A 23,213-nucleotide genomic window follows, 5' to 3' on the forward strand; every position below is an offset into this window, starting at 1 on the left:
CGGGCCGCTAAAAAATTAATCTTTTGCCTGGAGATCGAGGATATTTTGTTCAAGTTTACGAATTAAGTGGAGCAACGTTTCCACTTCCTGCTTTGACACCCCCGACAGGATTTCATCGCGGGTCTTGCCTATCACCTCTTCCATCTCATTGATCAGCGGTTCAGCTTTTTCAGTCAGCTTGATGCGCTTGGCCCGCCGGTCGCTTGAACAGGTCTGGCGAGAAATAAGCCCTTTCTCCTCCAGCTGATCGAGCGTGCGCACCAGCGACGGCTGTTCAATACCGATGGCTTTCGCCAGCTGGATCTGCGACTGCTCAGGCGGCAGCTGGTGGATGTTATGCAGCGTGACCCAGTGGGTCTGCGTTAACTCCAGAGGTTTCAGGCGATGGTCGATTAGCGCGCGCCAAACGCGGACTAAACGTGCCAGATCAGAACCAAGTGGCGATTCCAATTTCATCTCCTTATAATTAGCTTGCTAAGTTATTATACTGATTTTAGAATAGTGTGCAGCATTTGAATTATCAAAACAAATGAATTACTTGATTCAACAAAAACCAAAACAATGATTTACACTGTTATAGCGTAGCACGCCCTGAGGTTACCCCTGTAATGGCAAAGGATTTTTGCTTGTGAAACTGAGTCTTAACACATCCGGATTGCCGCTGCAGGACCTGGTGTTCGGCGCGTCCGTCTATTTCCCTCCGCTGTTCAAAGCCGTCTTATTGGGTTTTTTTATCTGGTTGTTTTTACATCGTCAGCTGCGAGACTGGATGTATGCCGGCGACATCTGGCATCCCCTGCTGATGGATCTCTCCCTGTTCGCGCTCTCGGTCTGTCTGGCCCTGGTGTTACTGATTGCCTGGTGATCTCCCTGCTATGAAAAAACTAAAATATTTGTCAACGCTGTTGGTTGCGGCCATCGCCCTGATTGCCGCATGGCTGTTATGGAATTACTACACCCAGTCACCCTGGACCCGCGACGGCAAAGTGCGTGCAGAGCAGGTCGGGATCACCCCTCAGGTCTCAGGTAGCATTCTGCAGTTGAACGTGACGGATAACCAACGGGTCAACGCCGGAGATGTTCTGTTCACTATCGACGACACGCCTTACCGTATTGCCGTGCTGAACGCCCAGGCGCAGCTGGCGAAAGCGCAAGCCGAAGTGGCGAAAGCGCAGGCTGAGCAAACGAAGGCCGCCAGCGATGCGCGCCGTCGCCGCAACCTGTCGCAGAATGCGATCTCGGCTGAAGATCTTGAAAACGTTAATACCGCACTGAACACGGCCACCACCAACCTGGCGGCCGCCAGAGCGGGACTGGGCGTCACCGAGGCGATGCTGAAACATGCGCAATGGCAGTTAAGCCAAACGACGGTCAAAGCGCCAGTGGACGGCTGGGTGACCAACCTCTCCACTCGCGTCGGCGATTACGCCACTACCGGCCACCCGGTCTTTGCCCTGGTAGACAGCCACTCGTTTTACGTGTTGGGCTACTTTGAAGAAACCAAACTGCGCCATATCCGTATCGGCGATCCGGCGCAGATTATTCTCTACAGTAACCAGCAGACGCTGCACGGGCATGTCGCCAGCATCGGCCGGGCGATTGTCGATCAAAGCGTTGAGCAGGGGAATGGACTGGTGGCCAATATCAAACCGAATATCCCCTGGGTACGTCTCGCCCAGCGCGTTCCAGTGCGGATTGCCTTTGACGAGCTGCCGGCGGACGTCACACTGGTCTCCGGCACCACCTGCACTGTCTCGGTCGGCAGACAATAATGAATCTGCAAGCCCTGTCGTGGCGCGCACTGCCATGGGTTAAAGCCACCCGCCCGCAGTGGCGATACGCGTTGCGTAACGGCATCGCGATGTGTCTCGCGTTAAGCATCGCCTACGCGCTGGATCTCGATGAGCCGTACTGGGCGATGACCTCCGCGGCAGTGGTCAGCTTTCCCACCGTCGGCGGCGTGATCAGTAAAAGCTTTGGCCGCATCGCCGGCAGCCTGCTCGGCGCCTGCGCTGCTTTGCTGCTGGCGGGCCATACGCTGAACGATCCCTGGCTGTTCCTGTTCAGCATCTCCGGCTGGCTGGCGCTGTGCACCTGGGCCTGTGCCCTGTTCACCAACAACGTGGCCTACGCCTTTCAGCTTGCGGGCTATACCTGCGCTATCATCGCGTTTCCGGTGATTAACATCAGCGACAGCTACGAACTTTGGGTGATCGCCCAGTCGCGCGTCTGCGAAGTCATCGTCGGGATCCTCTGCGGCGGGCTGATGATGATGATCCTGCCAAGCACCTCTGACGGCAGCAACCTGTTGACGGCCCTGAAAACCATGCACGCCCGGCTGCTGGAACACGCAAGCCTGCTGTGGGTGCCGGAGACGACGGATGCCATTCGCACCGCCCACGAAAGTGTGATTGGCCAGATCCTCACCATGAACCTGCTGCGGATCCAGGCCTTCTGGAGCCACTACCGCTTCCGCCGGCAGAACCCCCTGCTGAATTACCTGCTGCATCAGCAGCTCCGAATGACCAGCGTCATTTCCAGTCTGCGACGCATGCTGCTGAACTGGCCGGACGCGCCAGCGAACACTCGTCAGGTGCTGGAATCGTTGCTCGCTGAACTCGCCACTCCCCATGCCGACAGCTATCACGTCGCCCGCATTCTGGCACCTCTGGCGCCGCCGCCGGATGCCGATTATCGCCATATCGCCTTCTGGGCACGGCTGCGCTATTTCTGTCGCATTTATCTGGAAAGCAGTCGCTGGATCCGCCGCGTGGAGAATGCGTCGGCGATCGCTGAGTTCAACGTACCTTCGGCACCAGCCCTGGCCCGCCACACCGACCAGACGGAGGCGCTGCTCAACGGCATCCGTACTTTTTGTGCGCTGGTGGCAATTGGCGCATGGGGGATCAGCACCCAGTGGACCAGCTGCGCGGCCGCCCTGACCCTGGCCTCCATCTGCTGTGTGCTCTATTCGGTCTCGGCCTCGCCGTTTCGCTCGCTGACGTTGCTGATGCAGACCCTGGTGTTGCTTTCTCTGTTCAGCTTTGTGGTGAAGTTTGGCCTGATGGTGCAGATAACTGACCTGTGGCAGTTTCTGCTATTTCTGTTCCCGCTCCTGACCACCATGCAGTTGCTGAAACTACAGTGGCCCAAATATGCCGGCCTGTGGGGGCAGCTTATCGTGTTTATGGGCTCGTTTATCTCCGTCACCAATCCGCCGGTGTACGACTATGCGGCCTTTTTCAACGATAACTTAAGCAAGATTGTCGGCGTGGGTTTTGCCTGGCTGGCTTTTGCGGTGCTGAGTCCGGGCTCAGACGCCCGCAAAGGACGGCGCCATATCAGAGCGTTACGGCGTCACTTTGTCGATCAGCTCAGCCGTCATCCCCAGCACAGCGAACATGAATTTGAATCGCTGGTGTACCACCATGTCAGCCAGCTCAGTCAGAGTAAAGATGCCCTGGCACGGCGCTGGCTACTACGTTGGGGGGTGGTGTTGCTCAACTGTTCGCACGTTGTCTGGCAGCTTCGGGAATGGGAAACCCGCTCCGATCCCCTCGCTCAGGTGCGCGACCTGTGCATCAATTTGCTGCGCGATGTGATGAGCGAACGCGGCGTGCAGCAGCGCCCGCTGGCCTCCACCCTGCAGGAGCTACTGCGGATCTGCGACGTCCTGAACCATCATCATCAGCCGGCGGCCCGGGAGCTGGCCGCCGCAATCTGGCGACTGTATTGCGCCCTGTCACAGCTGGAACAGGCCCCGATCGCCGGCACGATTGGCGAAAAGACTACTTAATCACCCCGCAGGCAAACCGCTCGCCGCCGCCGCCCAGCGGCTGTGGGTTGTCGGCCATATTATCACCGCCCACGTGGACCATCAGCGCTTTCCCCTTCACCTCCGCCAGCGTTTTCAGACGCGGGGCAATAATTGGCTGGTTGGCCACACCCGCGTCGTTGACCACCAGCAGAGGCAGATCGCCAAGATGCCCGGTGCCCAGCGGCCCTTCGTGTTTGCCGGTATGTTGCGGATCATAATGTCCGCCCGCCGCCCCGGCGGCCACGGCTTTGCCCTCTTTCATCGCGGGCTGGCAGCTGCCTTCGGCATGGATATGAAAACCGTGCTTGCCCGGCGGTAATGCCCGCAGATCGGGGGCGAATTCGAGGCCGCGATCGGTTTCGGTGATTTTTACACTGCCGATGGACTGCCCGACGCCCTGGGCGGTCACGAGATTAAGTTGAACATCTTCACTGACGGCCTGTGCGCCAGCGCAAAATGCGAGGGATAAGATCGCGAGAATACATCGTTGCATAACACCTCCGGATGGCTGTCTCCCTGTTAAGTGTAAACCAGGAACGCCTTTCCGGAGGCGAAATGCCCGTTACGGTACGTCGTAACCGAGCGCGGCTTTGCGGATACGGAACCACTGCTGACGAGTCATGCTGAGTTTTTCGGCCACAATCGCGGAACGCACGCGCTCGATTTTGCCCGAGCCGATAATCGGCAGCGGCTGCGACGGCAGACGCAGTATCCAGGCATAGACCACCTGCTCGATGCTGTCGGCATTGAGCTCATGCGCTACCTGCGCCAGCTCATCGCGCAGCGGCTGGAAGCCCTCTTCATTGAACAGGCGCCCGCCACCAAGGCAGGACCACGCCATCGGACGAATACGCAGTTGCTGCAGCTGATCGAGCGTGCCGTCGAGCAACAGCGGCTGATGCACCGGCGAGATTTCGACCTGATTGGTGGCCAGGGTAAACGGCAGGCGCGACTGCAGAAGAGTGAACTGGGCTGGGGTAAAGTTCGATACGCCAAAGTGGCGCACTTTTCCGCTGTGATGCAGCGCGAGGAACGCCTCAGCCACTTCATCGGCATTCATTAGCGGATCCGGCCGATGGATCAGCAGCAGATCGAGATGGTCCGTCGCCAGATTACGCAGCGATTGCTCAGCGCTCAGCACGATGTGGTCGCGGTCGGTGATATAGTGGCCGATGGTGTTTTCAGCCCGCGCCCGGGTGGCGATGCCGCATTTGCTGACAATTTCCATCCGACTACGCAGATGCGGCGCCAGCTTCAGCGCTTCGCCAAAGGCAGCCTCACACTGATAATCGCCATAGATATCGGCGTGGTCGACAGTGGTTACGCCTAAATCGAGATGCTGTTCAATAAAGCTGACCAGCTCGCCTGGCGACATTTTCCAGTCCATCAAACGCCAGTAGCCCATCACAAAACGCGAAAATTCCGGCCCCTGGGGAGCCATAGCAATACGCTGAACCATAACCGCTTCCTCAATAAAAAAGTGTACTGAGTATACGTACTTTTTGGTTTAAAACAGTGAGGGTTGCTGCGGTTCTTCTGCCGGATCTGGCCTGTTCGCGCGTAATTTGCGCAGCAGGCGTTGACGGCAAAGACGCAAAACCTCTTGTTTCTGCGCATCGCTCATTTTTTGCCAGTCGAAGCGTTCCTCACGGCTGCGGAAACAGCCGCGACAATAGCCGCGCTCGTCGGTCTGACATATTCCCCGGCACGGGCTCTGCACCGGGAAAAACTCTAACTGCTCTGCCACCACACGCCTCCTGTCCCCTCGTCTCCTTTCATTGAAGACGTTTCCCCGCACGGACGCAAATATTGTTCACGGTGTGCTGCGCCAGCTAACATTTTTCCGCTGAGACTTGCAATAGACCAATCGGTCTATTACAGTGTGCTGCATGAACAGACACAGCGAATGCGATACCCGAGAACATATCCTGGTCACCGGCGAGCAGCTCTGCATGCATCGCGGTTTTACCGGAATGGGCTTGAGCGAACTTCTGAAGACGGCGGAAGTGCCCAAGGGCTCTTTTTACCATTACTTCCGCTCTAAAGAAGCCTTCGGCGTCGCGCTGCTTGAACATCACTACACCGGATATCTGCAGCGCCTGGTCGACCACTTCGATCATGGCGACGGCAACTATCGCGACCGCCTGCTGGCTTATTATCAGCACACGCTGAATCAGTTCTGCCAGCAGGGGATTATTAGCGGATGTCTTACCGTCAAGTTGTCAGCAGAGGTCTGCGACCTGTCGGAAGATATGCGTACCGCCATGGACCATGGTGCCAGTCAGATTATCGCCCTGCTGGGCGACGCGCTGGAGAAAGGACGTCAGGAAGGCAGTCTGGCGTTTGACGGCGAGGCCATGACCCTGTCGCAGGTGCTGTATTCCCTGTGGCTCGGGGCCAACCTGCAGGCCAAAATTACGCGTAGCGCAAGGCCGCTGGAAAGCGCCCTTGCCCACGCCAAACAGATTATTGCGGCGCCTGCGGTATAACAGGCGTTTTTATTTCATCAGTTACTAGACGACCGGTCTACTCAGGAGTCACTATGTCGGAAGCAAAATTATTCAGCCCGCTGAAAGTCGGTGCGGTCACCGTCCCTAATCGCGTATTTATGGCGCCGTTGACGCGTCTGCGCAGCATCGAGCCGGGCGATATCCCTACCCCGCTGATGGGCGAATACTACCGCCAGCGCGCCAGCTCCGGCCTGATCATCACCGAAGCGACGCAGATTTCTGCCCAGGCCAAAGGCTATGCCGGCGCGCCGGGCCTGCACAGCCCGGAGCAGATTGCCGCCTGGCAGAAAATCACCGCCGGTGTTCATGCGGAAAATGGCCGTATCGCCGTCCAGCTGTGGCACACCGGGCGTATTTCCCATAGCAGCCTGCAACCTGGCGGCGCCGCGCCGGTAGCGCCTTCCGCGCTGAGCGCCGGTACTCGCACCTCCCTGCGCGATGAAAACGGCCACGCTATTCGCGCCGACACCTCGATGCCGCGTGCCCTGGAAACCGAAGAGATCCCGGGGATCGTCGACGATTTCCGTCAGGCGGTCGGCAATGCCCGTGACGCTGGCTTCGATCTGGTCGAGCTGCACTCGGCCCACGGCTATCTGCTGCACCAGTTCCTCTCGCCGTCGGCGAACCAGCGTACCGACCAGTACGGCGGCAGCGTGGAGAACCGCGCCCGTCTGGTACTGGAAGTGGTCGACGCCGTGAGCAAAGAGTGGAGCGCTGACCGGATCGGCATCCGCGTGTCGCCGATTGGCAGCTTCCAGAATGTGGATAACGGCCCGAACGAAGAAGAAGACGCGCTGTATCTGATTAGCGAGCTGGCAAAACGCGGTATCGCCTATCTGCACATGTCCGAGCCGGACTGGGCGGGCGGCAAGCCGTACAGTGAAGCCTTCCGTCAGAAAGTTCGCGACCGCTTCCCGGGCGTGATCATTGGCGCGGGCGCCTACACGGTAGAAAAAGCCAACGATCTTATCAATAAAGGGCTGATTGATGCCGTGGCCTTTGGCCGCGATTATATCGCCAACCCGGATCTGGTGGCCCGCCTGCAGAAAAAAGCAGCGCTCAACCCGCAGCGCCCGGAAACCTATTACGGCGGCGGCGCGGAAGGTTATACCGATTACCCTACTCTGTAATCCCTCCATTGATAGCGGCGACATATCGCCGCTATACTCAACGCTCTGATGTATCAAACAAACTGCATAGGGGACATTATGCGCTTACTCCACACCATGCTGCGCGTTGGCGACCTGCAACGTTCTATCGACTTCTATACCAACGTGTTGGGCATGAAGCTGCTGCGCACCAGCGAAAACCCGGAGTACAAGTACTCCCTCGCCTTTGTCGGCTACGGCGAAGAAAGCGAAACCGCGGTGATCGAACTGACCTACAACTGGGGCGTGGACAGCTATGAGCTGGGTACGGCCTACGGTCATATCGCGCTGAGCGTCGACAACGCCGCCGAAGCCTGCGAGCGGATCCGCCAGAACGGGGGCAACGTCACCCGTGAAGCCGGCCCGGTAAAAGGCGGCACTACCGTCATCGCCTTCGTGGAAGATCCGGACGGTTACAAAATCGAGCTGATTGAAGAGAAAGATGCCGGCAAAGGTCTGGGCAACTAACGCTTCACCACCCTGGCATCTTTAATGCCATGGCTCGCCCGGGCGCTGAGGCGCCCGTTGTTTTCACCCCTGCCTGCTGCAAGCCGCGGCAAAATTTGCCATAATGCGCGCTACTTTTTTCCAGCTAAGAGAATCTGATGTCCGAGAATGCTCAACTGAATGGTCTGTGCGACCGTTTCCGCGGTTTTTATCCGGTGGTGATTGATGTTGAAACCGCAGGATTTAATGCCAAAACCGATGCCCTGCTGGAGATCGCCGCCATTACGTTGAAGATGGATGAGCAGGGCTGGCTGATGCCCGATGAAACGCTGCATTTCCATGTTGAACCTTTCGAGGGCGCCAATCTGCAGCCCGAAGCGCTGGCCTTTAACGGAATTAACCCGCACGACCCGGAGCGCGGCGCCGTCAGCGAATACGATGCCCTGCATGCCATCTTCAAAATGGTACGCAAAGGGATGAAAGAGAGCGACTGCAGCCGGGCCATCATGGTGGCGCACAATGCCACCTTTGATCACAGCTTCACCATGACCGCCGCCGAACGCGCGGGGCTAAAACGCAACCCGTTCCATCCGTTTGTTACCTTCGACACCGCCGCGCTGAGCGGGCTGGCGCTGGGCCAGACGGTGCTGTCCAAAGCCTGTATCGCCGCCGGCATGGCGTTCGACGGCGCGCAGGCCCACTCCGCACTGTACGATACCGAGCAGACGGCGCAGCTGTTTTGTGAGATTGTGAACCGCTGGAAGCGTCTGGGCGGCTGGCCGCTGCCCGTGGCGACGCCGGAGTGATAAAAAAAGCGACTTCCAGGAAGTCGCTTTTTTACTGATGGCGGGAATTACTCCGCTTTCGGCTCGTCGGTGTGGTACTTCGCCGCCGTCTCTTTGATCAGCTGCTGCAGTTCACCGCGCTGGTACATTTCGATAACGATATCGCAGCCGCCCACCAGTTCACCGTCTACCCACAGCTGCGGGAAAGTCGGCCAGTTGGCGTATTTAGGCAGCTCGGCGCGGATATCCGGGTTCTGCAGGATATCAACATAAGCAAAACGTTCGCCGCAGGCGGACAGCGCCTGAACGGCCTGGGCAGAGAAACCGCAGCTTGGCAGCTTCGGCGACCCTTTCATGTACAACAGGATCGGGTTTTCAGCGATTTGGTGTTGGATCTTTTCTAAAGTCGAGCTCATTGTCGTGCTTCCTTAAACTTCTTTCTACGGCAGTAACTTGTCATTGTAGCGTCCTGTAGGCAGGACGGATAATAACATTTTTTTCACTATTCATATTTTATCTTCTGTTGCGCGAAGTTGCCTTAAAAATATCATTTTGCCGTCGCAGGCGGGCGCTCATTGCGCATTTTCTGTGCGAGGCGGTCAATGTCTGACGCGTTTTCTTGCAATCGTTAACCAATCGACATTTTTGATACAAAAGAATATTAACTTTCCGGGTTTTTATGCTTTAGAATCATTCCGGTTTGTCATTCATCGTCAGGCATTTGTACATGTCTGTAATTAATCAGGGGATTGCTCAGTGGCGCGGCTAAACAAAATCGCGATATCGCTCTGTGCATTACTGTTCACGTCTATCTCATTCACGCCACTGGCTCAGGCGTCAGGGCATACGCACGCCTCCGCTTCGCCAAAGGCGTTGCCCGCGAAAAGTGGCTCAGAGCGCAAGAAAAAAGCAACCAGTCAAAAAAGTAAAACCACCGCTAAAACCACCAGTAAAAAGTCCTCGAGCACCCGGCTCCCTTCCCGCACTACCGCAGCAAGCCAAACCGCACTTCATCGTCAGGCCGCCGGCGCGACGAAAAAATGCGTGCTGCGTAAAGGTTATAAAAAGCAGTGCGCGAAAACGGTCGCCGCCAGTGCCGAGCCGACCCTGGCGCTGAACAGCGTCAAAAGCAAATGCGTGGTGCGTAAGGGCTATAAAAAACGCTGTAAACCTGAGGCCAGCGATGCCAATTTAACGATCGCCGACGCCCATAAAGTCCGGGTGCAGAAAGCGCAAAGTACCGCCATGAACAAATTGATGGGCCAGTTGGGTAAACCCTATCGCTGGGGCGGCACCTCGCCGCGTACCGGCTTTGACTGCAGCGGACTGGTTTATTACGCCTATAAGGACCTGGTCAAGATTCACATCCCGCGAACGGCTAACGAAATGTACCACCTGCGCGATGCGCGTCCGGTGGATCGTGATGAACTGCAGAGCGGCGATTTGGTCTTCTTCCGCACCCGTGGACGCGGCACCGCCGACCACGTTGGCGTCTACGTCGGCAACGGGAAATTTATTCAGTCACCACGCACAGGTCGTGATATACAAATCACCTCCCTGAGCGAGGATTACTGGGTTCGCCATTATGTTGGCGCTCGTCGCGTCATGACGCCGAAAACCATTCGCTGATCCTGGTCTGCCGCTACGGCGGCAGACCGCCTCACCTGCGCGTCTTTCCCCCCTACCGTCAGGGGATACTGCATATTCATCTCCTCGCCCGGCGCTTCCCGACGATAGCGGGTGGGCGACATGCCAAAGTGGCGGTGAAAGGTCCGGCAGAAAGCGGCCTGTCCGTCGTATCCCAGACACTGAGAAATACTCTGCATCGATGCTTGCGTCTGCGTTAAATAGATTGCCGCAATGGTCATTTTTCGCCGACTGACGTAGCTCGCCAACGTGCAGCCGGTCACCATGGCGAACTGCCGCTGGAAATACCAGTGCGAATAACCGGACTTTTTCGCAATCGTACTTACCGGCAGGGTGTCTAAAATATGGGCTTCGATCCAGTCAACGATCCCCTGCACAACCGGGATCATCTTCGGACTCACCACCTCACCTGTTTTTGCCATCGTAGCCATCCTGTGGGAAATTCATGTCGGTGGTCATATTTGTCATACAAATAGCAAAATAGACAATGAATTATTGGCATAGCGGCGATTGCCTGGGTGCATATTTTTATTAATAATCTGATTTTAAAGGCATATTTATCCTCAACGAGGATGCATGGCAGCGATCGTCAGAGGAAAAGCAGACGCAGTTAACCCTTCCCCGCGAGATTCAGAAAAGCGCGGACAGCGTCTCCTTATACATTTTTGCAACATCGGCGAGCGGTTTGACGCCTCGTCCCGCAGAAAACGGTTAAGCCTTCATCAGTTGCGCCTGCAGTAATAGCCTTTATCGTTGTAAGGCTTTTCACTGCGTGCGGCAAATGTTAACATTCTCAATACAATAACAGCCCGTGACGCGACAGCGTCGGGTGGCCAGAACACGATTCAGGCGAAAGCCTCATCTTGTCAATGTGAGCTAAAACAAAAAGTTATAAGGAGAGTAGCAATGTCGTTTGAATTACCTGCATTACCATATGCAAAAGACGCCCTGGCGCCGCACATTTCCGCAGAAACCCTGGAATATCACTACGGTAAACACCACCAGGCGTATGTCACTAACCTCAACAACCTGATCAAAGGCACTGCGTTCGAAGGCAAATCCCTCGAAGAGATCGTCCGCACTTCTGAAGGCGGCATATTCAACAACGCAGCGCAGGTCTGGAACCACACCTTCTACTGGAACTGCCTGGCGCCTAACGCCGGCGGCGAACCGGAAGGCGAGTTAGCGGCCGCGATTGCCAAATCCTTCGGCAGCTTTGCGGATTTTAAAGCCAAATTTACCGATGCCGCAGCGAAAAACTTCGGCGCGGGCTGGACCTGGCTGGTCAAAAATGCCGACGGCAGCCTGGCTATCGTCTCCACCAGCAACGCAGGAACCCCGCTGACCACCGACGCGAAGCCGCTGCTGACCGTTGACGTCTGGGAACACGCCTACTACATCGACTACCGCAACGCCCGTCCAAGCTATCTGGACCACTTCTGGGCGCTGGTTAACTGGAAGTTTGTTGCGGCTAACCTGGCGGCATAAACGACAAACCGCAGCAGGGTCTCCCCGGCTGCGGTTTTTTTTAGCCCTTCCCTACACTCGCGTTACTGGCTGGCAAAGGCCTCTTCCGGCTGTGCTCGTCCGCTAAACCAGACCAGCAGCAGCGCCAGACCGGCGATAATCGCCCCCATCACCGGCACAAACGCATAGCCCAGTCCGCCAGAGATCACCGCCCCGCCGGCGGCGGCGCCCAGCGCGTTGCCCAGGTTGAACGCCCCGATATTCACCGAAGAAGAGAGCCCCGGCGCTTCATGCGCCACGCGCATGACCCGCATCTGCAGCGGCGGAACCACCGCAAAGGTTGCTGCGCCCCAGACAATCATGCTGATGGCCGCCCCGGCCTGAGATTGCGCCAGCAGCGGGATCGCCAGCATGATTACCATCAGCAGTAACAGAAAGCCTTTCAGCGTGCCAGAGACCGACCGGTCTGCGAATTTGCCGCCCAGATAGTTGCCCAGCGAAAAGCCAACGCCAATCAGCACCAGCATCGCGGTAATAAACAGCGATGAAGCGTGGGTCAGCGTATTGAGCACTGGCGAAATATAGGTATACAGCGTAAACATTGCCCCAGCACCCAGCACGGTAGTCAGCAAGGCGGAGAGTACCTGCGGGCGTAGCAGGACTGAAAGCTCTTTTTTGACATCAGGGCGTTCACCCGCGCTACCCTTCGGCAAAGAGAACCACAGGCTGACCATCGCCAGCAGGCCTAACCCCGCGGTGGCCAGGAAGGACATCCGCCAGCCGATGGTTTCGCCAAGCCAGGTGGCTGCCGGTACACCGCCGATGTTGGCGATGGTGAGCCCCATAAACATCGTGGCTACCGCGCTGGCCTGCTTATGCTTTGGCACGACGCTGGCCGCGACCACCGACCCCAGGCCAAAGAAAGCACCGTGGTTGAGGCTGGTAATAATGCGCGACAGCAGCAGCGTGGTGTAATCCGGCGCAATGGATGACAACAGGTTGCCAACAGTGAAGATCCCCATCAGAAAAATCAGCGCATTGCGCCGCGCGCGATGTGACAACAGCAGGGTCATCAACGGCGCGCCGACCATGACGCCGATGGCATACGCACTGATCAGCATTCCCGCCACTGGGATTGAGACGTCCACACCTTTCGCAATCACCGGCAGCAATCCCATCGGGGAAAACTCCGTGGTCCCGATGCCAAAGGCGCCGATCGCCAGCGCAAGTAAAGGAAAGTTGATTTTCATTCAATGACTCCATCAGACCGTCAGGAAGGACGGCGTAACATCAGAAGCCAAAAGCATGACATCAATCACAAAAAAACAAAAGTGAACGAAATGACAAAAGATTTTTGCAGAATTGATAATAATGGCGGGATACGGGGAGGAGGCCACGCTCCTCCCTCACTGAAACATTAGTGCAGTATGGCGGTCAGGCTGAAAGTAACGATCACGCCGAGGGCAATAACCGTGGTGATCAGCGAAAACTTTAAATTGGTATCCATCATTTTTCCCTCTTGTTATCCCCACACCAAAAGTGAGCTTGCTCATTTTTGCACAAAAAATCGCAAAAATCTTCCGGGATTTAGGGCGATGCACATTTTTGCTCTTCCACTTTGCCCCAAGATCGGACAAAATCCCACGCTAATTTAAAAGCGTATCGGCCATTGACCCCTTCCTGTCGTTCTGTGTCGTTTTCCCGACGTGATGCAATGTTGAAAATTGTATTCAGGGTGTGTGTAGGCAAACGTTTACGTATCGATGATCAGGCGATCAGGTCAAGGCATGGAGTGAGATGTAATGGCAACTATTAAAGATGTAGCGAAGCGCGCAAACGTTTCCACTACAACTGTATCACATGTAATTAACAAAACCCGTTTCGTTGCCGAAGAGACGCGCAATGCGGTGTGGGCGGCGATCAAAGAGCTGCACTACTCGCCTAGCGCCGTGGCCCGCAGCCTGAAAGTCAATCATACAAAATCGATTGGTCTGCTGGCGACCAGTAGCGAAGCCGCCTATTTCGCTGAAATTATTGAGTCCGTTGAAAAGAGCTGCTTCCAGAAGGGCTACACCCTGATCCTCGGCAACGCATGGAATGATCCGGAAAAACAGCGCGCCTATCTGTCGATGATGGCGCAAAAACGCGTCGATGGACTGCTGGTGATGTGTTCCGAGTATCCGGATTCGGTATTGAGCATGCTGGAAGAGTACCGCCATATCCCGATGGTGGTAATGGACTGGGGCGAAGCAAAAGCCGACTTTACCGATGCGGTGATCGATAACGCCTTCCAGGGCGGCTATATCGCCGGACGCTACCTGATTGAACGCGGCCACCGCGAAATCGGCGTGATCCCGGGTCCGCTGGAGCGCAACACCGGCGCAGGCCGCCTGGCTGGCTTTATGCAGGCAATGAAAGAGGCGCATATCGCCATTCCGGAAAACTGGATTGTGCAGGGCGACTTCGAGCCTGAGTCCGGCTACCGCGCTATGCAGCAGATCTTAAGCCAGCAGCACCGTCCAACCGCGGTCTTCTGCGGCGGCGATATCATGGCGATGGGCGCTATCTGCGCGGCAGATGAAATGGGGCTGCGGGTGCCGCAGGACATTTCGCTGATCGGTTATGATAATGTGCGCAACGCCCGCTATTTCAGCCCGGCGTTAACCACCATTCATCAGCCGAAAGATTCCCTGGGCGAAGCCGCATTTAACATGCTGTTGGATCGTATTGTTAATAAGCGCGAAGAGTCGCAGTCTATCGAAGTGCATCCTCGTCTGGTCGAACGCCGCTCCGTCGCGGATGGCCCGTTTGTCGATTATCGCCGCTAAGACGTTTGCGGGCGCAGATTATTCCGGCGCCCGCAGCCATTCCCGATTCAGCGTCTCGCTGTCCCCCAGATAGTCCAGCATCCAGTTCAGCGCCGGTGAGGCATCACTCTGCTGCCACGTCAGACAGCAGGCGGCATCCGGGAACGGATTCTCCAGCGCCAGCGCGGTCCACTCGCCGCTATCTATCCATGGTCGGGCAAAATGGCTCGGCACCATGCCGACGCAGAGGCCCGCCGACAGACAGGTGGCCGATGATTCCCAGTCTGGGACCACCACCCTCTTCTGGTTATCCAGCAGCCAGGTTGTTCGTTTGGGCAGTGAACGTGACGTATCCTCCCGCACCAGCGACGGCCAGTTACGCAGGACATCGTCACTCAGGGGACCCTCCATCTTCGCCAGCGGGTGTTCGCTCGCCACCACGCAGTCCCAGCTCAGCATCCCCATATCGCGGAACGCATAGCGGCCACCGACCGGAATAGCGCGCGTTGCGCCAATCGCCAGCTCTACGCGGCCGTCGGCCAGCGCATCCCATACACCGTTGAACACTTCCTGGAAAACGATAAGCTCGACGTCGGGAAAATGGCGATAGAAATCCACGATCATCTGGCGCATGCGCGCAGGTTTCACAATATCATCCACCGCGATCGACAGCTGTCCGCGCCAGCCGTTGGCGATTTGCTGGCACTGCTGGCGGGTGATCTGCATTTTTTTGATAACAGAGCGCCCTTCCTGTAAGAACCAGACCCCGGCGGGCGTCAGCTCCACATCACGATGGCGACGCTCAAACAAGGGAACGGCCAGCCACTCTTCAAGCTGACGCACGGTATAGCTGACGGCGGAGGGCACCCGGTGCAGCTCCTGAGCGGCCGCGCTGAAGCTGCCGTTGCGAGCCACGGCATCAACCACTTCCAGAGAGTATTCAGACCACATTTTCTGCCTGCAAAATTTTTGAATGCATGTGACAAATATTAGCGTTTCACAAGCCACAATGCACTCCCTACACTCTGCGGCATCGTACCTGTACTCCAAAAATGAGAACGTTATGCCACAACCTGGGAAAGGATTTTTAGTCTGGCTGGCCGGCCTGAGCGTGCTGGGCTTTCTGGCCACCGATATGTACCTGCCGGCGTTTGCCGCCATGCAGCAGGATCTCAATACCTCCGCCGCCTCCATCAGCGCCAGCCTGAGCCTGTTCCTCGCCGGCTTCGCGCTGGGGCAGCTGTTCTGGGGGCCGCTGTCGGACCGCTATGGGCGCAAACCGGTGCTGTTGAGCGGCCTGGCAATTTTCGCGGCCGGCTGTCTGGGGATGCTGTGGGTGCACAATGCCACCCTGATGCTGGCGCTGCGCTTTTTGCAGGCGATTGGCGTCTGTGCCGCGGCCGTTACCTGGCAGGCGATGGTCACCGATTACTATCCTGCCCAGCGCACGAACCGCATCTTCGCCACCATTATGCCGCTGGTGGGATTATCGCCGGCGCTGGCCCCGCTGCTGGGCAGCTGGCTGCTGGTACACTTCGAGTGGCAAGCCATCTTCGCCACCCTGTTTGCCATTACTCTGCTGCTGATGCTGCCTGCCCTGCGCCTGAAGGCAGCCGGGAAGCCGGTGGCCGTGGCACAGCAGAAGATCACCTTTCTCTCGCTGCTGCGTTCACGGGAATACAGCGGTAACGTCCTGATCTACGCCGCCTGCTCCGCCAGCTTCTTCGCCTGGCTCACCGGTTCACCTTTTATCCTGCACGAAATGGGCTATGGCCCAACCGCTATCGGCCTGAGTTATATCCCGCAGACTATCGCCTTTCTGGTGGGCGGCTATGGTTGTCGCGCGCTGCTGCAAAAATGGTCCGGACAACAGATGCTGCCGTGGCTGCTGGTGGTCTTTGCCGTCAGCGTCGCCACCACCTGGCTGGTCGGCCTGCAGACGCAGGCCTCGCTGGTGGCGGTAATGATCCCGTTCTGCATGATGGCGGTAGTCAACGGCGGGATCTACCCCATCGTGGTCGCCCAGGCGCTGAAGCCCTTCCCGCAGGCAACGGGCCGCGCGGCGGCGCTGCAGAACACACTGCAGCTGGGATTGTGCTTCCTGACCAGTCTGCTGGTGTCGGCGCTGATCGCCACGCCGCTGCTGACCACCACCAGCGTGATGCTGGTCTCGATTGGCTTAGCCGCAATAGGTTATCGCCTGCAGCAAACGCCGGAGCTGACTCCCCACTCTTCCCACGCGTAACGCTTATCGCCAGAGCCCGGACCAGTCATTAGCATGCTAAGAAATTTTTATTGAAAGCCAGTACTTAGCGTCCTATACTGGATCCGGGTTCACATAAATAGAAAATAGTTACAGATTAACGGATGCAGGATGCCTCCGTTTCACCATGGAAGGCCTTTCGGCAAGGGTTATCTCCCTTCCTCTGTTCTACGTCGGATAGCGACTTCACGGATTATCCGTGAGATTTCTCACAAAGCCAAAAAAGCGTCTACGCTGTTTTAAGGTTCTGATCACTTGGGCGTGATGGAGAAGCTATGAGTTCATCGTGTATAGAAGAAGTAAGTGTACCAAATGATGACTGGTACCGGATTGCAGCTGAATTATTGGGCCGTGCGGGAATTAACATCAATGGTTCCGCGCCGTCAGACCTGCGAATTAAAAATCCTCTTTTCTTTAAACGTGTCTTGCAGGAGGGGTCGCTGGGGTTAGGCGAAAGCTATATGGACGGCTGGTGGGACTGCGAGCGTCTGGATATTTTCTTCCATAAAGTGCTTCGCGCCGGGCTGGAAAAACAGCTCCCTCACCATTTCAAAGACACACTCCGCATCGCAGGCGCTCGCCTGTTCAATCTGCAAAGTAAAAAACGCGCCTGGATTGTTGGCAAAGAGCATTATGACCTCGGCAACGATCTCTTCAGTCGGATGCTTGACCCCTACATGCAATATTCCTGCGGTTACTGGAAAGAGGCGCAAACCCTCGAAGCGGCGCAGCAGGATAAACTGGATCTCATCTGCCGCAAGCTGGAGCTTGAGCCGGGGATGCGGGTACTGGATATCGGCTGCGGATGGGGCGGGCTCGCCGAGTATATGGCGCGACATTACCAGGTCAGCGTTGTCGGCGTGACCATCTCCGCCGAGCAGCAAAAGATGGCCCAGGCGCGCTGCGCTGACCTTGACGTGGAGATTCGGCTCCAGGACTATCGCGATCTGCACGACAGCTTTGACCGCATCGTCTCCGTCGGTATGTTCGAGCACGTGGGACCGAAAAATTACGCCACCTACTTTGAGGTCGCGGATCGTAATTTGAAACCTAATGGTCGTTTCTTACTGCACACCATCGGTTCCAAAGTCACCGACCATAACGTCGATCCGTGGATCGATAAATATATCTTCCCCAACGGCTGTCTGCCGTCGGTACGGCAGATCGCCGATGCCAGCGAGAAGCACTTTGTGATGGAAGACTGGCATAACTTCGGCGCCGATTATGACACCACCCTGATGGCCTGGTATGAGCGCTTTCTCGCCAGCTGGCCAGAAATTGCCGATAACTATTCTGAACGTTTCAAACGGATGTTCAGCTATTACCTGAACGCCTGCGCCGGCGCCTTCCGCGCCCGTGACATTCAGCTCTGGCAGGTGGTGTTCTCGCGCGGTATTGAACATGGACTGCGCATCGCCCGCTAACAAAATCTCCCCCGCACACCGGCGGGGGATTTTTTTCAGGCTTCATTCACCTTAGATGCAGCGTCTTTCGCGGCCAGCACGCGTTCAACCGTATCGACAACCGCCTGAGTCTGCGGGTCAATCTCAATATTGACGCGGTCGCCCAGCTTTTTCGCGCCCAGCGTGGTCCGCTGCAGCGTTTCCGGGATGAGATGCACGCAGAAACGGGTTGCCGTCACCTCACCCACCGTCAGGCTGATACCATCAATACCGATGAATCCTTTATAGAGGATATATTTCATCAGCGTCGGATCCTGCACTTTAAACCAGATCTGACGGTTATTTTCGGAAGTGAGGATCTTCACGATTTCCGCGGTGGTCATAATATGGCCGGACATCAGATGCCCGCCGATTTCATCACTGAATTTCGCCGCCCGCTCGACGTTCACTTCATCCCCGAGCTGAATATCGCCGAGGTTGGTAATACGCAGCGTCTCTTTCATCAAATCGAAGCTAATGTGCGCGCCGTTTATTTCGGTCACCGTCAGGCAACAGCCGTTATTGGCTACCGAGGCGCCGGTTTCCAGCCCCTCCAGCATATGTGCCGGTAGCTCCACCACGTGGGTGCGAAAATTGGGTTTATCATCAATGGAGACCACTTTCGCGGTTCCCTGAACAATACCAGTAAACATGTTAGGCTCCTGTTGAAAATCATGACGGTATCATTACCGTTTTCGCTATCGGGAACAATAACAGGAGGGCAAAGCGGTTGCCAGCGCGCTTCGTGCCTCGACTCTTTTTTCACTGGCTTAATGGCTAATCCTCGCTACAATAGACTGGAAATTCCTCATTTTTATCCCCTTGCTGCCAGTTACGGCGGCTTTTTTAGTCTCAAAATAACAACAAAACAAAGGTGTTCACGTGCAGAAGTATTTCGTTGAAGCGCGTCAGTTATTAGCTCTGGCTATACCCGTCATCCTTGCGCAGGTGGCGCAGACGGCGATGGGTTTTGTCGATACCGTGATGGCGGGTGGCTACAGCGCCACGGATATGGCCGCCGTGGCCATCGGGACCTCCATCTGGCTGCCGGCGATCCTCTTTGGCCATGGGCTGCTGCTGGCGCTGACCCCGGTGGTGGCGCAGCTTAACGGCTCCGGACGGCGGGATCGCATTGCACAGCAGGTACGTCAGGGCTTCTGGCTGGCCGGCTTTGTCTCGGTGCTGATCATGGTCGTGCTGTGGAACGCCGGCTATATCATCAGCTCCATGCATAATATCGACCCACTGTTGGCAGAGAAGGCGGTTGGCTATCTGCGCGCGTTGCTGTGGGGGGCGCCGGGCTATCTGTTCTTCCAGGTTGCCCGTAACCAGTGTGAAGGGCTGGCGAAAACCAAGCCCGGGATGGTCATGGGCTTTATCGGCTTACTGGTCAATATTCCGGTGAACTATATCTTTATCTATGGTCATTTCGGCATGCCCGAGCTGGGCGGCGTCGGCTGCGGCGTAGCGACGGCTTCGGTTTACTGGGTGATGTTCGCCAGTATGCTGTGGTGGGTGCGCCGGGCGCGTTCGATGCGGGATATCCGCTGCGCCGAGCGCTTCAGCCGTCCCGATTTCGCCGTCCTGTTACGACTGGTGCAACTGGGGCTGCCCATTGCTCTGGCGCTGTTCTTTGAAGTCACGCTGTTTGCCGTCGTCGCGCTGCTGGTCTCCCCGCTGGGGATCATTGACGTCGCCGGGCACCAGATCGCGCTTAACTTCAGCTCATTGATGTTCGTTCTGCCGCTATCGCTGGCGGCGGCGGTCACCATTCGCGTCGGCTTCCGTCTCGGACAAGGTTCAACGATCGATGCCCAGGTTTCGGCCCGCACCGGCGTGGGCGTGGGCGTCTGCCTGGCGGTATTTACTGCTATCTTTACCGTGCTGATGCGTGAACAGATTGCCCTGCTGTATAACGATAATCCCGAGGTGGTGCTGCTGGCCTCGCACCTGATGCTGCTGGCGGCTATCTATCAGATCTCCGACTCCATCCAGGTGATCGGCAGCGGCATTCTGCGCGGCTATAAAGATACGAGGTCTATCTTTTTTATTACTTTTACCGCGTACTGGGTGCTGGGTTTGCCGAGCGGCTATCTGCTGGCGTTGACCGATATGGTTGTACCACGCATGGGGCCCGCCGGTTTCTGGTGTGGATTTATCATCGGCCTGACCTCCGCCGCCATCATGATGATGCTGCGGATGCGTTTTCTCCAGCGCCAGCCCTCCAGCATCATCTTACAGCGCGCCGCGCGCTAATCCCTTCAAAGCCCGCCCCTCCGGCGGGCTTTTTCGTTCTCCGGCATTGCGACCGCGTTGTACATTCCGTTACTCCCCGACACCAAAGACTCACTGATGGCACTCCCCGAGACGAATATAGTGTTGCCAACAGCCCCGCAGTGGGGTTACTCAAGAAACCAATTCGAGGATTTCAGAATGAAAAAAGTATTAGCTCTGGTCGTTGCCGCTGCTATGGGTCTGTCATCAGTTGCTTTCGCTGCCGATGCCGCCAGCACCACCCCGGCTGCAGCTGCCAGCCACACCACCGTACACCATAAGAAACATCACAAAGCCGCTGCAAAACCGGCAGCCGAGCAGAAAGCGCAGGCCGCTAAGAAACACCACAAAGCCGCTGCAAAACCGGCTGCTGAGCAAAAAGCGCAGGCGGCGAAGAAGCACCATAAAGCCGCTGCAAAACCGGCTGCTGAGCAAAAAGCGCAGGCGGCGAAGAAGCACCATAAAGCCGCTGCAAAACCGGCTGCTGAGCAAAAAGCCCAGGCTGCGAAGAAACACCATAAAGCCGCTGCGAAACCGGCAGTAGCGCAGAAAGCACAGGCTGCGAAGAAACACCATAAAGCCGCTGCGAAACCGGCAGTAGCGCAGAAAGCACAGGCTGCGAAGAAACACCATAAAGCGGCGCACCACGCTGCTAAACCGGCGGTTAAACCAGCGGCATAATGGTCAGGGCGTTAAGGTGATAAACCGGCGCTGAACAGCGCCGGTTTTTTTTCAGGAGGACATCATGCTGCAACGCTATCGCTTCGAATTGCTGTTGTTACTGCTCATCGTCTGCGCGCTGTTTACCCTTCGCTTGATGTTTAAATAGCGGGCTGCTGAACCCATTTACGGGCCGGCGGCGTATAGTCGCGAAAACCGGCGATAATCTCGTCTGCCGAGGTAGCAAACGGCAGCATCTCCGCGTAGCGCGGGTGCATAAACCCTTCCCTCACCATGTTGTCGACCATCGCCTGAAGCGGATCGTAATAACCCTTGATATTCAGGAACGCGCACGGTTTTTCATGGATCCCCAGCTGCGCCCAGGTCCACTGTTCGAAAATCTCTTCAAGCGTCCCCGCCCCGCCCGGTAGGGCAATAAAGCCGTCAGCCAGTGCCGCCATTTTGGTTTTCCGCTCGTGCATATCCTCGACCACATGCAGCTCCGTCAAGCCACGGTGGGCAATTTCCCGCTCCACCAGGCCGCGCGGCATCACACCGATCACCACGCCTCCGGCCTCCAGCGCCGCATCGGCGACCGCCCCCATCAGACCGACTTTGCCGCCGCCATAGACAAGCGCTAGCCCTTGCTGCGCCAGCGTAAGTCCGACCAGACAGGCGGTTTCGAGATACAGCGGATGTTCGCCAGCTGAAGAACCGCAAAAAATACCAATCGATTTCATCTTCGTTATGACTCCCTCTCTTCTGGTGGCCGATAATTTAACACAACGGCAACCCTCCCGCGCAGGGTTAGACTGGCTGAAAAAAGAGAGCAGTGACGCTCGCTGGCGAAGAAATATCCTTGTGGTTCAGTAAAATATATCCGGAATGGGTAAAAGTTCCGCAATCGCATGCAATGTGCAAGAAAAGTGACGTTTACCTCTTGCCACATCCTCTCCCTGCCGCTAATATGCGTCCCCGTTGTCACCACAACATTGCGTTCGTAGCTCAGTTGGTTAGAGCACCACCTTGACATGGTGGGGGTCGTTGGTTCGAGTCCAATCGAACGCACCATAATGCGTTTATAGCTCAGTTGGTTAGAGCACCACCTTGACATGGTGGGGGTCGTTGGTTCGAGTCCAATTAAACGCACCATAATGCGTCTGTAGCTCAGTTGGTTAGAGCACCACCTTGACATGGTGGGGGTCGATGGTTCGAGTCCATTCAGACGCACCAAGCTGTTATTTCTCTGTAACTCCTGAATTTTATCACCTAATCCCCGATTGTATTGCTGACTTAAAATGTTGTGTATTGGCAAAGATTTTTCCTTGCATATTCCACACTAGTCCAGGGGGAAGCCACCCCTTTTAGGGACATTTTTGAGCACCTCGAAATGGCGCTTTAGTCCACAAACGGTGGGGAATGTGTCATTGCAACAAGGCATTTTTTATTCTTCCTGACAGGAAAACATTTCAGGCTTCAAAAATTCAGGCGTTGACGTTACAGAATACTGCAGACAAAACTAAGGTGACGATTATGCCATTAACTGACACGGCCATTCGTAATGGCTGCTACTCCCGCAAATGACTCGCTGACCGATATGGATGGTTACAGCAAATCAGGAAGCAAAAATGGCACTTTCACTACTATCATAACGGAAAACAATGCTGCATGAGTTTCGGCCTCTAACCTGATATTTCACTCAGTGTGGCCCGAATTTTACGTTATGAAGCCCGTTCACAAATTGCACAGGGTCTCGTTCCTTAGATTCAGACAAAATTAAAGCTGGCAAAACGACATTTCAAGTATTTGAAAGGGTACCCATCAGACTCATATTTTTACTCCACAGTCATGAGCATCAAAAATCGGTCAACAGACCACGCGTTTAATTTTTTAATGATAATTATTCCATTCATCATAAATATATGCATATGCAAATCGATATATCA

25 protein-coding genes and 3 tRNA genes are annotated in these 23,213 nt (G+C 56.1%); 17 read left to right on the forward strand and 11 right to left on the reverse strand.

Going from position 1 to position 23,213, the window contains the following annotated elements; translation table 11 throughout:
* Nucleotides 1–15: 15 nt before the first annotated feature.
* Nucleotides 16–456: a transcriptional regulator SlyA gene (slyA, locus tag CWM54_RS06745; protein WP_008804631.1), complete on the reverse strand. Its 441-nt coding sequence runs from the start codon at nucleotides 454–456 to the stop codon at nucleotides 16–18.
* Nucleotides 457–628: 172 nt separating this feature from the next.
* Here slyA and CWM54_RS06750 point away from each other — a divergent pair, with 172 nt between their 5' ends.
* The 3 genes from CWM54_RS06750 to CWM54_RS06760 are packed head-to-tail and all read left to right on the forward strand — an operon-like array spanning nucleotide 629 to nucleotide 3,796.
* A complete protein-coding gene (locus CWM54_RS06750) occupies nucleotides 629–865 on the forward strand; it encodes a DUF1656 domain-containing protein (protein ID WP_004143834.1) in 237 nt (78 codons plus the stop codon).
* 10 nt (nucleotides 866–875) lie between these two features.
* Nucleotides 876–1,772 carry an HlyD family secretion protein gene (locus CWM54_RS06755; protein ID WP_061154379.1) on the forward strand — a complete coding sequence of 299 codons (897 nt, stop codon included), beginning with the start codon at nucleotides 876–878 and terminating at the stop codon, nucleotides 1,770–1,772.
* A complete protein-coding gene (locus tag CWM54_RS06760) occupies nucleotides 1,772–3,796 on the forward strand; it encodes an FUSC family protein (RefSeq protein WP_100680411.1) in 2,025 nt (674 codons plus the stop codon). The genes CWM54_RS06755 and CWM54_RS06760 overlap by 1 nt, the downstream gene beginning before the upstream one ends.
* On the opposite strand, the gene sodC is transcribed toward CWM54_RS06760, so the two are convergent.
* From sodC to CWM54_RS06775, 3 genes are all read right to left on the reverse strand, one after another.
* Nucleotides 3,789–4,310: a superoxide dismutase [Cu-Zn] SodC gene (gene sodC / locus CWM54_RS06765; protein ID WP_061154377.1), complete on the reverse strand. Its 522-nt coding sequence runs from the start codon at nucleotides 4,308–4,310 to the stop codon at nucleotides 3,789–3,791. The genes CWM54_RS06760 and sodC overlap by 8 nt on opposite strands.
* Before the next feature lie 69 nt (nucleotides 4,311–4,379).
* The gene (locus CWM54_RS06770; protein ID WP_100696515.1) at nucleotides 4,380–5,276 is read right to left on the reverse strand and encodes an aldo/keto reductase; all 897 of its coding nucleotides are present in this window, start codon (nucleotides 5,274–5,276) and stop codon (nucleotides 4,380–4,382) included.
* A 48-nt stretch (nucleotides 5,277–5,324) separates the two neighbouring features.
* Nucleotides 5,325–5,567, reverse strand: coding sequence for a DUF1289 domain-containing protein (locus CWM54_RS06775; protein ID WP_162677415.1), 243 nt, complete (start codon nucleotides 5,565–5,567; stop codon nucleotides 5,325–5,327).
* A 139-nt stretch (nucleotides 5,568–5,706) separates the two neighbouring features.
* Between CWM54_RS06775 and CWM54_RS06780 the strand changes: the two genes are divergently transcribed.
* The 4 genes from CWM54_RS06780 (at nucleotide 5,707) to rnt (ending at nucleotide 8,728) form a co-directional block, all read left to right on the forward strand.
* A complete protein-coding gene (locus CWM54_RS06780; protein WP_008804625.1) occupies nucleotides 5,707–6,306 on the forward strand; it encodes a TetR/AcrR family transcriptional regulator in 600 nt (199 codons plus the stop codon).
* A 53-nt stretch (nucleotides 6,307–6,359) separates the two neighbouring features.
* Nucleotides 6,360–7,457, forward strand: a complete 1,098-nt coding sequence (locus CWM54_RS06785) for an alkene reductase (protein WP_061154374.1) — start codon at nucleotides 6,360–6,362, stop codon at nucleotides 7,455–7,457.
* Between the two features lie 78 nt (nucleotides 7,458–7,535).
* Nucleotides 7,536–7,943, forward strand: coding sequence for a lactoylglutathione lyase (gloA, locus tag CWM54_RS06790; protein WP_002907764.1), 408 nt, complete (start codon nucleotides 7,536–7,538; stop codon nucleotides 7,941–7,943).
* Nucleotides 7,944–8,080: 137 nt separating this feature from the next.
* Entirely contained in the window at nucleotides 8,081–8,728 is a 648-nt protein-coding gene (rnt, locus tag CWM54_RS06795; RefSeq protein WP_008804623.1) for a ribonuclease T, read from the forward strand.
* A gap of 47 nt (nucleotides 8,729–8,775) precedes the next feature.
* Here the strand turns inward: rnt and CWM54_RS06800 are convergent, their stop codons facing one another.
* Complete coding sequence (locus CWM54_RS06800) at nucleotides 8,776–9,123, reverse strand: Grx4 family monothiol glutaredoxin (RefSeq protein ID WP_061154373.1); 348 nt, start codon at nucleotides 9,121–9,123, stop codon at nucleotides 8,776–8,778.
* 340 nt (nucleotides 9,124–9,463) lie between these two features.
* Between CWM54_RS06800 and CWM54_RS06805 the strand changes: the two genes are divergently transcribed.
* Nucleotides 9,464–10,336, forward strand: coding sequence for a C40 family peptidase (locus tag CWM54_RS06805; protein WP_012968037.1), 873 nt, complete (start codon nucleotides 9,464–9,466; stop codon nucleotides 10,334–10,336).
* Here CWM54_RS06805 and CWM54_RS06810 read toward each other — a convergent pair.
* The gene (locus tag CWM54_RS06810) at nucleotides 10,291–10,776 is read right to left on the reverse strand and encodes a helix-turn-helix domain-containing protein (protein WP_061154372.1); all 486 of its coding nucleotides are present in this window, start codon (nucleotides 10,774–10,776) and stop codon (nucleotides 10,291–10,293) included. The two genes, CWM54_RS06805 and CWM54_RS06810, sit on opposite strands and share 46 nt — an antisense overlap.
* Nucleotides 10,777–11,260: 484 nt before the next feature.
* On the opposite strand from CWM54_RS06810, the gene sodB reads away from it, so the two are divergent.
* Entirely contained in the window at nucleotides 11,261–11,842 is a 582-nt protein-coding gene (gene sodB / locus CWM54_RS06815) for a superoxide dismutase [Fe] (protein ID WP_069334633.1), read from the forward strand.
* 62 nt (nucleotides 11,843–11,904) lie between these two features.
* Here the strand turns inward: sodB and CWM54_RS06820 are convergent, their stop codons facing one another.
* Entirely contained in the window at nucleotides 11,905–13,071 is a 1,167-nt protein-coding gene (locus CWM54_RS06820; RefSeq protein ID WP_100680414.1) for an MFS transporter, read from the reverse strand.
* 167 nt (nucleotides 13,072–13,238) lie between these two features.
* Complete coding sequence (locus CWM54_RS06825) at nucleotides 13,239–13,331, reverse strand: YnhF family membrane protein (protein WP_197667062.1); 93 nt, start codon at nucleotides 13,329–13,331, stop codon at nucleotides 13,239–13,241.
* A gap of 292 nt (nucleotides 13,332–13,623) precedes the next feature.
* On the opposite strand from CWM54_RS06825, the gene purR reads away from it, so the two are divergent.
* Nucleotides 13,624–14,649: an HTH-type transcriptional repressor PurR gene (purR, locus tag CWM54_RS06830; RefSeq protein ID WP_061154370.1), complete on the forward strand. Its 1,026-nt coding sequence runs from the start codon at nucleotides 13,624–13,626 to the stop codon at nucleotides 14,647–14,649.
* Between the two features lie 18 nt (nucleotides 14,650–14,667).
* Here purR and punR read toward each other — a convergent pair whose 3' ends face one another.
* A complete protein-coding gene (punR, locus tag CWM54_RS06835) occupies nucleotides 14,668–15,579 on the reverse strand; it encodes a DNA-binding transcriptional activator PunR (RefSeq protein ID WP_100696517.1) in 912 nt (303 codons plus the stop codon).
* Nucleotides 15,580–15,691: 112 nt separating this feature from the next.
* On the opposite strand from punR, the gene punC reads away from it, so the two are divergent.
* Both punC and cfa read left to right on the forward strand, forming a co-directional pair.
* Complete coding sequence (gene punC / locus CWM54_RS06840; protein ID WP_100696519.1) at nucleotides 15,692–16,873, forward strand: purine nucleoside transporter PunC; 1,182 nt, start codon at nucleotides 15,692–15,694, stop codon at nucleotides 16,871–16,873.
* 293 nt (nucleotides 16,874–17,166) lie between these two features.
* Nucleotides 17,167–18,315, forward strand: coding sequence for a cyclopropane fatty acyl phospholipid synthase (gene cfa, locus CWM54_RS06845; protein ID WP_100680419.1), 1,149 nt, complete (start codon nucleotides 17,167–17,169; stop codon nucleotides 18,313–18,315).
* A 35-nt stretch (nucleotides 18,316–18,350) separates the two neighbouring features.
* On the opposite strand, the gene CWM54_RS06850 is transcribed toward cfa, so the two are convergent.
* On the reverse strand, nucleotides 18,351–18,986 hold the full coding sequence (locus CWM54_RS06850) for a riboflavin synthase (protein ID WP_061154366.1): 636 nt from the start codon (nucleotides 18,984–18,986) through the stop codon (nucleotides 18,351–18,353).
* Nucleotides 18,987–19,215: 229 nt separating this feature from the next.
* On the opposite strand from CWM54_RS06850, the gene mdtK reads away from it, so the two are divergent.
* The gene (gene mdtK, locus CWM54_RS06855; RefSeq protein ID WP_032730541.1) at nucleotides 19,216–20,589 is read left to right on the forward strand and encodes an MdtK family multidrug efflux MATE transporter; all 1,374 of its coding nucleotides are present in this window, start codon (nucleotides 19,216–19,218) and stop codon (nucleotides 20,587–20,589) included.
* Nucleotides 20,590–20,766: 177 nt separating this feature from the next.
* Nucleotides 20,767–21,288: an acid resistance repetitive basic protein Asr gene (gene asr, locus CWM54_RS06860; protein WP_100696521.1), complete on the forward strand. Its 522-nt coding sequence runs from the start codon at nucleotides 20,767–20,769 to the stop codon at nucleotides 21,286–21,288.
* Between the two features lie 140 nt (nucleotides 21,289–21,428).
* Here asr and CWM54_RS06865 read toward each other — a convergent pair whose 3' ends face one another.
* Complete coding sequence (locus CWM54_RS06865) at nucleotides 21,429–22,007, reverse strand: TIGR00730 family Rossman fold protein (protein WP_100696523.1); 579 nt, start codon at nucleotides 22,005–22,007, stop codon at nucleotides 21,429–21,431.
* Between the two features lie 254 nt (nucleotides 22,008–22,261).
* Here CWM54_RS06865 and CWM54_RS06870 point away from each other — a divergent pair.
* The 3 genes from CWM54_RS06870 to CWM54_RS06880 all read left to right on the forward strand — a co-directional run bounded on the left by CWM54_RS06870 (nucleotide 22,262) and on the right by CWM54_RS06880 (nucleotide 22,500).
* Nucleotides 22,262–22,338, forward strand: a tRNA-Val gene (locus CWM54_RS06870).
* A 4-nt stretch (nucleotides 22,339–22,342) separates the two neighbouring features.
* A tRNA-Val gene (locus CWM54_RS06875) sits at nucleotides 22,343–22,419 on the forward strand.
* Nucleotides 22,420–22,423: 4 nt separating this feature from the next.
* Nucleotides 22,424–22,500 (forward strand) — tRNA-Val (locus CWM54_RS06880).
* Nucleotides 22,501–23,213 lie beyond the last annotated feature (713 nt).

This window comes from Klebsiella sp. D-Nf1 (assembly GCF_002810515.1).
Classification (GTDB): Bacteria; Pseudomonadota; Gammaproteobacteria; order Enterobacterales; family Enterobacteriaceae; genus Klebsiella; species Klebsiella variicola.

What these genes read in the sequence shown, in the direction of transcription:
- slyA (WP_008804631.1), bottom strand. Translation starts at nt 456, where the DNA reads ATGAAATTGGAATCGCCACTTGGTTCTGATCTGGCACGTTTAGTCCGC.
- CWM54_RS06755 (WP_061154379.1), top strand. Translation starts at nt 876, where the DNA reads ATGAAAAAACTAAAATATTTGTCAACGCTGTTGGTTGCGGCCATCGCC.
- CWM54_RS06760 (WP_100680411.1), top strand. Translation starts at nt 1,772, where the DNA reads ATGAATCTGCAAGCCCTGTCGTGGCGCGCACTGCCATGGGTTAAAGCC.
- sodC (WP_061154377.1), bottom strand. Translation starts at nt 4,310, where the DNA reads ATGCAACGATGTATTCTCGCGATCTTATCCCTCGCATTTTGCGCTGGC.
- CWM54_RS06770 (WP_100696515.1), bottom strand. Translation starts at nt 5,276, where the DNA reads ATGGTTCAGCGTATTGCTATGGCTCCCCAGGGGCCGGAATTTTCGCGT.
- CWM54_RS06780 (WP_008804625.1), top strand. Translation starts at nt 5,707, where the DNA reads ATGAACAGACACAGCGAATGCGATACCCGAGAACATATCCTGGTCACC.
- CWM54_RS06785 (WP_061154374.1), top strand. Translation starts at nt 6,360, where the DNA reads ATGTCGGAAGCAAAATTATTCAGCCCGCTGAAAGTCGGTGCGGTCACC.
- gloA (WP_002907764.1), top strand. Translation starts at nt 7,536, where the DNA reads ATGCGCTTACTCCACACCATGCTGCGCGTTGGCGACCTGCAACGTTCT.
- rnt (WP_008804623.1), top strand. Translation starts at nt 8,081, where the DNA reads ATGTCCGAGAATGCTCAACTGAATGGTCTGTGCGACCGTTTCCGCGGT.
- CWM54_RS06800 (WP_061154373.1), bottom strand. Translation starts at nt 9,123, where the DNA reads ATGAGCTCGACTTTAGAAAAGATCCAACACCAAATCGCTGAAAACCCG.
- CWM54_RS06810 (WP_061154372.1), bottom strand. Translation starts at nt 10,776, where the DNA reads ATGGCAAAAACAGGTGAGGTGGTGAGTCCGAAGATGATCCCGGTTGTG.
- sodB (WP_069334633.1), top strand. Translation starts at nt 11,261, where the DNA reads ATGTCGTTTGAATTACCTGCATTACCATATGCAAAAGACGCCCTGGCG.
- CWM54_RS06820 (WP_100680414.1), bottom strand. Translation starts at nt 13,071, where the DNA reads ATGAAAATCAACTTTCCTTTACTTGCGCTGGCGATCGGCGCCTTTGGC.
- CWM54_RS06825 (WP_197667062.1), bottom strand. Translation starts at nt 13,331, where the DNA reads ATGATGGATACCAATTTAAAGTTTTCGCTGATCACCACGGTTATTGCC.
- purR (WP_061154370.1), top strand. Translation starts at nt 13,624, where the DNA reads ATGGCAACTATTAAAGATGTAGCGAAGCGCGCAAACGTTTCCACTACA.
- punR (WP_100696517.1), bottom strand. Translation starts at nt 15,579, where the DNA reads ATGTGGTCTGAATACTCTCTGGAAGTGGTTGATGCCGTGGCTCGCAAC.
- punC (WP_100696519.1), top strand. Translation starts at nt 15,692, where the DNA reads ATGCCACAACCTGGGAAAGGATTTTTAGTCTGGCTGGCCGGCCTGAGC.
- cfa (WP_100680419.1), top strand. Translation starts at nt 17,167, where the DNA reads ATGAGTTCATCGTGTATAGAAGAAGTAAGTGTACCAAATGATGACTGG.
- CWM54_RS06850 (WP_061154366.1), bottom strand. Translation starts at nt 18,986, where the DNA reads ATGTTTACTGGTATTGTTCAGGGAACCGCGAAAGTGGTCTCCATTGAT.
- asr (WP_100696521.1), top strand. Translation starts at nt 20,767, where the DNA reads ATGAAAAAAGTATTAGCTCTGGTCGTTGCCGCTGCTATGGGTCTGTCA.
- CWM54_RS06865 (WP_100696523.1), bottom strand. Translation starts at nt 22,007, where the DNA reads ATGAAATCGATTGGTATTTTTTGCGGTTCTTCAGCTGGCGAACATCCG.